We start from the raw sequence: 6,675 nt of genomic DNA, 5'->3' as shown, positions 1-6,675 counted from the left end.
GTCGATGACTTCCCGTCCGGATTCGCCGCCGGAGAGCGCCTTCTCCATCCAGTCGTCGCGTTCGTCCTCCGGGTCGGTCGGGAGATACGGCGGGTTGAACAGCACGGCATCGAATGCACCGTCGCGGAACGGCGACACCAAATCCGCCCGTACCGCTTCGATCCCTCTCTCGCATGCGCGCTCGCACGCGTGAGGATTCACGTCCGCTCCCACGACGCGGGCACCCGTCTCATCGGCCACGTACTCCGAGACGTATCCCGATCCCGTGCCGACCTCCAGAACCAACTCGTCCGCCGTTATCCCCTCGGCCGCGACCGCCGCGAGCAGATGGGAGTCCTCGGCCGGTTGATACACCTGCGTTTCCTCGCCGCGTCGTTCCGCCAGATCAGTCATCGTTCGTCACCATCCCCGTCCGCCGAGTCGTTCCCTCCGTCGTCCGCCGCCGTTCCACCGTCGGTCGCCTCGCCGCCGTCCGTCGTCGCCCCGAGTTCACGTTCCCGCCCGCGAGCGACCCGAAAGCCGTTCGTCTCCGCACGCCCCGACAGTTCGCGCTGCGGGTACGGTATCTTGATGTCCTCCTCGTCGAACGCCGCTTTCACCGTGTTGATGACCGTCGTCTTCGCCCGCCACTTCCGGCGCGCGCTGGGTTTGTCGATCCAGAACCGAAGGCCGAGGACGACGGCGGAGTCGCCGAGCGACTTGGTCACGACCTGCGGGGACGGAACCGCCAGCACGTCCTCCGGTTCGTCCATGGCTTCCTCCGCGATTTCGGTGGCCCGTTCGATGTCGCCGTCGTAGTCGATGCCGACATCCACCTCCAACCGCAGTCGTCCCTTCCGACTCCGGTTGATGATGGTGTTCCCGCCGACGATGTCGTTGGGAATCAGGACGTACTCCCCGTCGAACGTCTGTATTCGCGTGTTGAAGATCGAGATGTCCGTGACGATTCCCTCTCGCTCCTCGATCTCCACCCAGTCCCCGATTTCGAACGGTCGAGCGAACATCAGCATGAACCCTGCCAGCACCGCCCCGAGGGTCTGCCGAGCGGCCATCCCGACGACGATTCCGAGGAACCCCGCACCGACGAGGATTCCCGTCAGGTGCTGACCCCAAATTCCGAGGATGGTCGCAACGGCGGTGACGTACACCGTTACCTGCGTGAGCCGATGCAGTATTTGGGCTTGGTGGCGCGAGATGGCATCCCGGTGTCTGGTGAGTCGGTCGACGGCCTCCCGGACGACTCCCACGACGACGTAGGCGACGACGAGGGCGACTATCGAGAGGAGAAGTCTAGCCGCGGTCTTCGAGTTCAGGTACTTCTCCAAGTCCTCACCCGAGAAGAATAATAACGTCGAGTGGACGTAATCCCACGCGAACATCAGCGTCAGCACCGCCAACGCGGCGAAGACGACGAACGATGCGGTTACGATGACGTTAACCAACGCGTTCGGGAGCGTCTTCTGTAGTTCCCGTCGACCGCGCCACGCCACGGCGATTCCGGCGAGTAGCGCGATGAGGACGAACGCCGTGATGAAGACGCGTGCGTCTATCCCCACGAAGCCACTGAACCAGTCGATCATCCCCGCCATCAACCACCACTCCGTCCGTACTCGTCGGCCACGCTCGCCATCGCCGCGAACTGAGCGGGCGTGACCTTTCCGGCGCGTTTTCGAAGGATGTCCTCACCCAACACCTCGTCGTCCGGGGATTCGAGCGCGTCCACGACGGCGTCCGGGTCGTCCAGCCCCGAGATGTGGGCCGTGTTCCTGATCCCGTTGCGAATCGTCTTCCGACGCTGGGTGAAGACTGCCTTCACGAAGTCGAGGAAGAACGCCTCGTCGTCCACCTCGTACTCCGGGTCCCTGGGGGTCGTCCGAACGATCGCGCTCTCGACTTCGGGTTGCGGCGCGAAGGCCTCGCGCGGGACGGTTTCTACGACCGCCACGTCGGCGTAGTGCTGTGCCGTCACCGACAGCCTGCCGTACTCGTCGCTTCCGGCCTCGGCGGCCATGCGCTCGGCGAACTCCTTCTGGAACATGAGTATCGTGGGTTTGCCGAGCGGGAGCAATCGAAACGCGATCTCGCTCGAAATCCCGTACGGGAGGTTGGCGATACACGCCGAAAAGTCGGGGAGTTCGACGGACAGCGCGTCGCCCTCCACGACAGTCAGGCGACCCGCGTCACGTTCGTCTCGAAATTCGCGGCGGAGGAAGTCGGCGAATTTCGGGTCGCGTTCCACGACCGTCACGCGGTCGGCGACCGCGAGCAGGCGGTCGGTGAGGACGCCCGGTCCGCCACCGATTTCGAGCACGTGGTCGAGACGCATCTCCTCGGCATACGTCGGTATTCTATCGACGACTCGGTCGTCCACGAGGAAGTGCTGGTCACGGTTCGGGTTCCCCCGCGCGCCTGCGCGTCGAATCAGCGCATCGGGGTCTCTCCGTCCGGGTTCCTCGGGTGGCGAGCGTTCCATCGTTGCCCCCTCCTACCGGAGCGAGTGGCGTAAACCCACCGAGTTGCGACTGGGAGTCGCTCCGGAAATGCGCACGGAAACGATACGCGGAAGAAACGTAACACCCGTCAGTCGTGACGGGCGAACGTTCGGTATTTCAGATCGTCCGAACGGATCTCTTCGAGGATCCGCTCGACGAGGACGTCCTTCGGGTTGTGAAGCCCCGAAACGCGGTCTTCGAGGTCGTCGAAGCTCTCGAACGGCTTCTGCTTTCGCGTTTCCAGCACGTGGTTTCGCAGTTTCTTCCCGATACCGGGAAGCAGGTTCAACTGGTGGAGTCGGAGGGTGATCGGTTGGGCGTCGTTGTAGAAGTCCACGAACCGCCTCTCGTGGCGGTCGACGATGTCTGCGACCGCATGTTCGAGTTCCGACTGTGCGGCGGAGGTGAGGTCCTCGTAGGGAATCTCGCGCACGTTGGTGACGTTTTCGCGCGCCTCCGGGGGTTCGATCGGAATGCTGTCGCCGATACCGACGCCCGCCTCCTGTTCGAGCGTGAGTTCGAGGAGATGGAAATCAGATTCGGTGAGGACGTAGGCGACTGGCTCCTTCTGGTATTGCGGACGGTCGTCTTCTGCCCGACCGTTCGGCAGGAAGTCGAGTACAACAGCCGACGCTTCGCTGTCAGTCTCGGATTCACTCATTGGGCTGGAATACGGCGACGAGCAACTTAAAGAATCGGTGAAGCTACTCGTACTTCGCCACGACGTTCAGTATCTCGTCCAGCTCGTCGCCCGAGAGGGTAAACCGCTCCTGTGCGTACACCGCGCGCAATTCGTCGCGGTCCTGCGGCAGAAGGTCGGCGATTTTGTAGCCCGTCTGCTCGTCCACCTTTTCGAGTTCGAGCAGTTCGGCGACCAGTTCGCGGGATTCCTCGGCATCGAGGGCAGCGAACCGGTTGACGTGCTCGATTGCTCGGGAGAGGTTGTACGGCATCTCGCGGGTTTCATCCAGCGCACGTTCACGCTCGATGTCCGCGAGGAGCTCCTTCGCCTCGGGCGTGGTGAGATACTCCTCGTCGATCTTTTCCTTGAAGATAGTCATAGCTTACTTCTGTCCGCGGAGGTGTGCGGGCTGGGTGATGAGCGTCTTTTCCTTGCCACCGTCGTTGATGATGACCTTGTATGCTTTACCCTGCTTTCCGACGACTTCGCCCGTGCGACCGTTGAATCGCGGGTGGAAGCGTCCTTTTCGCACGCTCGGGTCGATCTTGAGGTGGACTTTCTGTCCGTTCTCGTACTGCTGGACTGCACGCTGTGGTGGCGAGGTGCCACGGTCGCGGGGGTTGTTCGACAGTTTTTCTCGGGTGGTGTTGTACGGTCCGTTCGAGCTCGGCATAGTCGTATGACGCTCTTGTTCAGTGACGGTTATAAAAGATACGTTCCTCGTCGGGGAAAACCGCCTCCCCGTGCCGATCGTTCACACTCGTTTTCGGCTCGTCGGTTCGGCGTCACAATTCGGGGCTTCAGTTCGAAGTCACCAGCGATGATGAACCGCGTCGGCCACGTGTGCTTCGTAAATCTCGTTCGTGCGCTCCCGCTCCTCGGCGGTGAGCGGCGGGAGGGATGCGGCGATGACGTTCTCCCGAATGTGGTCCGGACTGGTCGACCCCGGAATGACGGTCGAAACCGCGTCGTGGTCAAGTATCCAGCGGAGCGAGAACTGCGCCATCGTCGCATCCTCGGGCACCAACCGTTCGAGTTCGTCCACCGCTTCGAGCCCCCGTTCGTACGGAACACCCGCGAACGTCTCTCCGCGGTCGAAGGCCTCTCCCTCGCGGTTGAAGTTTCGGTGGTCGTTCTCCGGGAACTCCGTTTCTTTCGAGAGCTGTCCGGTCAGCAGGCCGGACGCCAGGGGAACGCGGACGATTACGCCGATGTCACGTCGGCGCGCTTCCTCGAAGAACAGCTCCGCCGGGCGCTGACGGAACGGGTTGAAGATTATCTGGACCGTCTCGACATCCGGGTATTCGATGGCTTTCAGACCCTCCTCGACGCGTTCGACGCTGACGCCGTAATGGTCGAGTCTGCCCTCCGCCTTCAGGTCGTCCAGCGCGTCGAACGTTTCCGGTCGATAGTAGACGTCCGTCGGCGGGCAGTGTAGTTGGAGCAGGTCGAGCGAATCCATATCGAGGTTGTCCCGGCTCCGGTCCACGAACTCGCGGAGATTCGATTCCGTGTATCCGGATGCCTCGTGTGGATCGAGTCGTCGTCCTGCCTTCGTCGCTACGACGGGCCGTTCGTCCGTCTCGTACTCCGCGAGCACGTCCGCGATGACGCGTTCACTCCGGCCGTCGCCGTACACGTCGGCCGTATCGAGGAACGTGATTCCAGCGTCCAGGGCGGCGCGAACCGCCTCGTGAGCGGTCTCCTCCGAGACATCCCCCCAGTCCGACCCGATGTTCCACGTTCCCATGCCGATTTCAGTTATCTCATAGCTCGTCGTTCCGAGCCTGCGTTCATCCATACGGTTCGACACGGCTTCCCCCTACATTGTCTCTTTGTCCCATGCGTGAGACGAAAGGATAACCCTGCTCCGGTTCGTCCGCTCGCATATGACCGACAGCGACGATTTCAGGTTCGAAACGCGCTCCATCCACGCCGGACAGGAACCGGACGAGGAGACGGGTGCGCTGATGACCCCCATCTACGCCAACTCGACGTACGTGCAGGACGGCCCCGGCGACCACCGCGGCTACGAGTACTCGCGCACGGGCAACCCGACGCGCACCGACCTCGAAGACAACCTCGCCAGCCTCGAAGGCGGCGAGTACGGTCGGGCCTTCTCCAGCGGGATGGGTGCCATCAACACCGTCCTCAACCTGCTCTCCTCGGGCGACCACGTCATCGCCAGCGAGGACGTGTACGGCGGGACCCACCGCATCTTCACGCAGGTGTACGCCGACTACGACGTGGAGTTCTCCTTCGTGGACATGACCGACCCGAGCGAAGTGACCGACGCGGTGCGCGAGAACACCGAACTGTTGTGGGTCGAGACGCCGACGAACCCCCTGCTCAACGTCGTGGACATCGCCGCGATGGCTGACATCGCGGAGGACGCGGATGCGCTCTGTGCGGTGGACAACACGTTCGCCACGCCGTACCTCCAGCGCCCGCTCGAACTCGGCGCGGATGTCGTCTCACACTCCCTGACGAAGTACCTCGGCGGCCACTCCGACGTGGTCGGCGGTGCGCTGGTCACGAACGACGAGGGGCTTGACGAGAAGTTCGGCTTCTACCAGAACAGCGTCGGCGCGACCCCCGGTCCGCACGACTGTTTCCTCGTCCTGCGCGGGACGAAGACCCTCGGCGTCCGGATGGACCGCCACTGCGACAATGCCCGCGCCATCGCGCAGTGGTTGGACGACCACGAAGCGGTGGACACGGTGTACTACCCCGGCCTCGAATCACACCCAAACCACGAACTCGCGGCCGAACAGATGAGCGACTTCGGCGGCATGGTCAGTTTCGAACTCGACGCCTCGCTCGAAGAGGCGGCCGACGTGGTCAGCGAAACCGAGGTGTTCACGCTCGCCGAGAGCCTCGGCGGCGTCGAATCGCTCATCGAGCAACCCGCGACGATGACCCACGCCGCGATTCCGAAGGAAGAGCGCTTGGCGGCCGGACTCACCGACGGCCTCATCCGCGCCAGCATCGGTATCGAACACGTGGACGACCTGAAGGCGGACCTGCAGTCGGCGTTCGACGCGGCGCTGAACTAGAGTTCCCGTCTTTTTCATCCGGAACCGAGTGCCGGAGCCCAATGATACACCACGTTGGGACCCGTCGCTTCGTGCATGGAACTCACGGACCACGTGTACGCGTTTCCACTGACGTACGACCTCGGTGACCGGGAGATGACGATATACCCCTCCGGCGTCGAAACTGAAAACGGACTCATCCTCCTCGACGTCGGGTTACCCGGTAAAATCGACACGCTGGCCGACGCGCTCGCCGAGGACGGCTTTTCGCTGGACGACGTGGACACGCTGTTTTTGACCCATCAGGACGGGGACCACGTCGGCGGCGCGGCCGAGTTGCTCGACCGAACCGACGCCAGCGTCGTGGCATCGACCGGCGATACACCCGCCATCGAGGGCGACGCGGAACTCGTCAAGTCGGACCGATACCCGCCGATCCACGTCGATATCGAAGTCGTGGACGGCG

Annotated in this window: 9 protein-coding genes; 2 read left to right on the top strand and 7 right to left on the bottom strand. The window is 63.0% G+C overall.

Annotated features, from left to right (window positions below; all coding sequences use genetic code 11):
- The 7 genes from WBV42_RS03425 to WBV42_RS03395 all read right to left on the bottom strand — a co-directional run.
- Positions 1-393: HemK2/MTQ2 family protein methyltransferase (locus WBV42_RS03425; RefSeq protein ID WP_423984794.1), on the bottom strand; the 393-nt coding region annotated here is incomplete at its 3' end.
- On the bottom strand, positions 390-1,589 hold the full coding sequence (locus tag WBV42_RS03420; RefSeq protein WP_423984793.1) for a mechanosensitive ion channel family protein: 1,200 nt from the start codon (positions 1,587-1,589) through the stop codon (positions 390-392). The genes WBV42_RS03420 and WBV42_RS03425, both read right to left, overlap by 4 nt.
- Positions 1,589-2,473 (bottom strand): 16S ribosomal RNA methyltransferase A, encoded by an 885-nt coding sequence (locus WBV42_RS03415; protein WP_423984792.1) that lies wholly within the window; start codon positions 2,471-2,473, stop codon positions 1,589-1,591. Before WBV42_RS03415 ends, WBV42_RS03420 begins: the two co-directional genes overlap by 1 nt.
- 107 nt (positions 2,474-2,580) lie before the next feature.
- The gene (locus WBV42_RS03410) at positions 2,581-3,153 is read right to left on the bottom strand and encodes a DUF655 domain-containing protein (RefSeq protein WP_423984791.1); all 573 of its coding nucleotides are present in this window, start codon (positions 3,151-3,153) and stop codon (positions 2,581-2,583) included.
- Between the two features lie 43 nt (positions 3,154-3,196).
- A complete protein-coding gene (locus tag WBV42_RS03405; protein WP_423984790.1) occupies positions 3,197-3,553 on the bottom strand; it encodes an RNA polymerase Rpb4 family protein in 357 nt (118 codons plus the stop codon).
- Between the two features lie 3 nt (positions 3,554-3,556).
- A complete protein-coding gene (locus WBV42_RS03400; RefSeq protein ID WP_423984789.1) occupies positions 3,557-3,847 on the bottom strand; it encodes a 50S ribosomal protein L21e in 291 nt (96 codons plus the stop codon).
- A gap of 138 nt (positions 3,848-3,985) precedes the next feature.
- Positions 3,986-4,975: an aldo/keto reductase gene (locus tag WBV42_RS03395; RefSeq protein WP_423984788.1), complete on the bottom strand. Its 990-nt coding sequence runs from the start codon at positions 4,973-4,975 to the stop codon at positions 3,986-3,988.
- A gap of 88 nt (positions 4,976-5,063) precedes the next feature.
- Between WBV42_RS03395 and WBV42_RS03390 the strand changes: the two genes are divergently transcribed.
- Both WBV42_RS03390 and WBV42_RS03385 read left to right on the top strand, forming a co-directional pair.
- Positions 5,064-6,230, top strand: a complete 1,167-nt coding sequence (locus tag WBV42_RS03390) for a cystathionine gamma-synthase (protein ID WP_423984787.1) — start codon at positions 5,064-5,066, stop codon at positions 6,228-6,230.
- A gap of 75 nt (positions 6,231-6,305) precedes the next feature.
- On the top strand, positions 6,306-6,675 hold a 370-nt coding region (locus WBV42_RS03385), incomplete at its 3' end, for an MBL fold metallo-hydrolase (RefSeq protein WP_423984786.1).

This window comes from Haladaptatus sp. (assembly GCF_049589095.1).
Classification (GTDB): Archaea; Halobacteriota; Halobacteria; order Halobacteriales; family Haladaptataceae; genus Haladaptatus.
The sequence above is the reverse complement of the archived record's forward strand: the minus strand, read 5'-3'. Positions and strand labels throughout refer to the sequence as shown.

What these genes read in the sequence shown, in the direction of transcription:
- WBV42_RS03390 (WP_423984787.1), top strand. Translation starts at nt 5,064, where the DNA reads ATGACCGACAGCGACGATTTCAGGTTCGAAACGCGCTCCATCCACGCC.
- WBV42_RS03415 (WP_423984792.1), bottom strand. Translation starts at nt 2,473, where the DNA reads ATGGAACGCTCGCCACCCGAGGAACCCGGACGGAGAGACCCCGATGCG.
- WBV42_RS03400 (WP_423984789.1), bottom strand. Translation starts at nt 3,847, where the DNA reads ATGCCGAGCTCGAACGGACCGTACAACACCACCCGAGAAAAACTGTCG.
- WBV42_RS03410 (WP_423984791.1), bottom strand. Translation starts at nt 3,153, where the DNA reads ATGAGTGAATCCGAGACTGACAGCGAAGCGTCGGCTGTTGTACTCGAC.
- WBV42_RS03395 (WP_423984788.1), bottom strand. Translation starts at nt 4,975, where the DNA reads ATGGATGAACGCAGGCTCGGAACGACGAGCTATGAGATAACTGAAATC.
- WBV42_RS03420 (WP_423984793.1), bottom strand. Translation starts at nt 1,589, where the DNA reads ATGGCGGGGATGATCGACTGGTTCAGTGGCTTCGTGGGGATAGACGCA.
- WBV42_RS03405 (WP_423984790.1), bottom strand. Translation starts at nt 3,553, where the DNA reads ATGACTATCTTCAAGGAAAAGATCGACGAGGAGTATCTCACCACGCCC.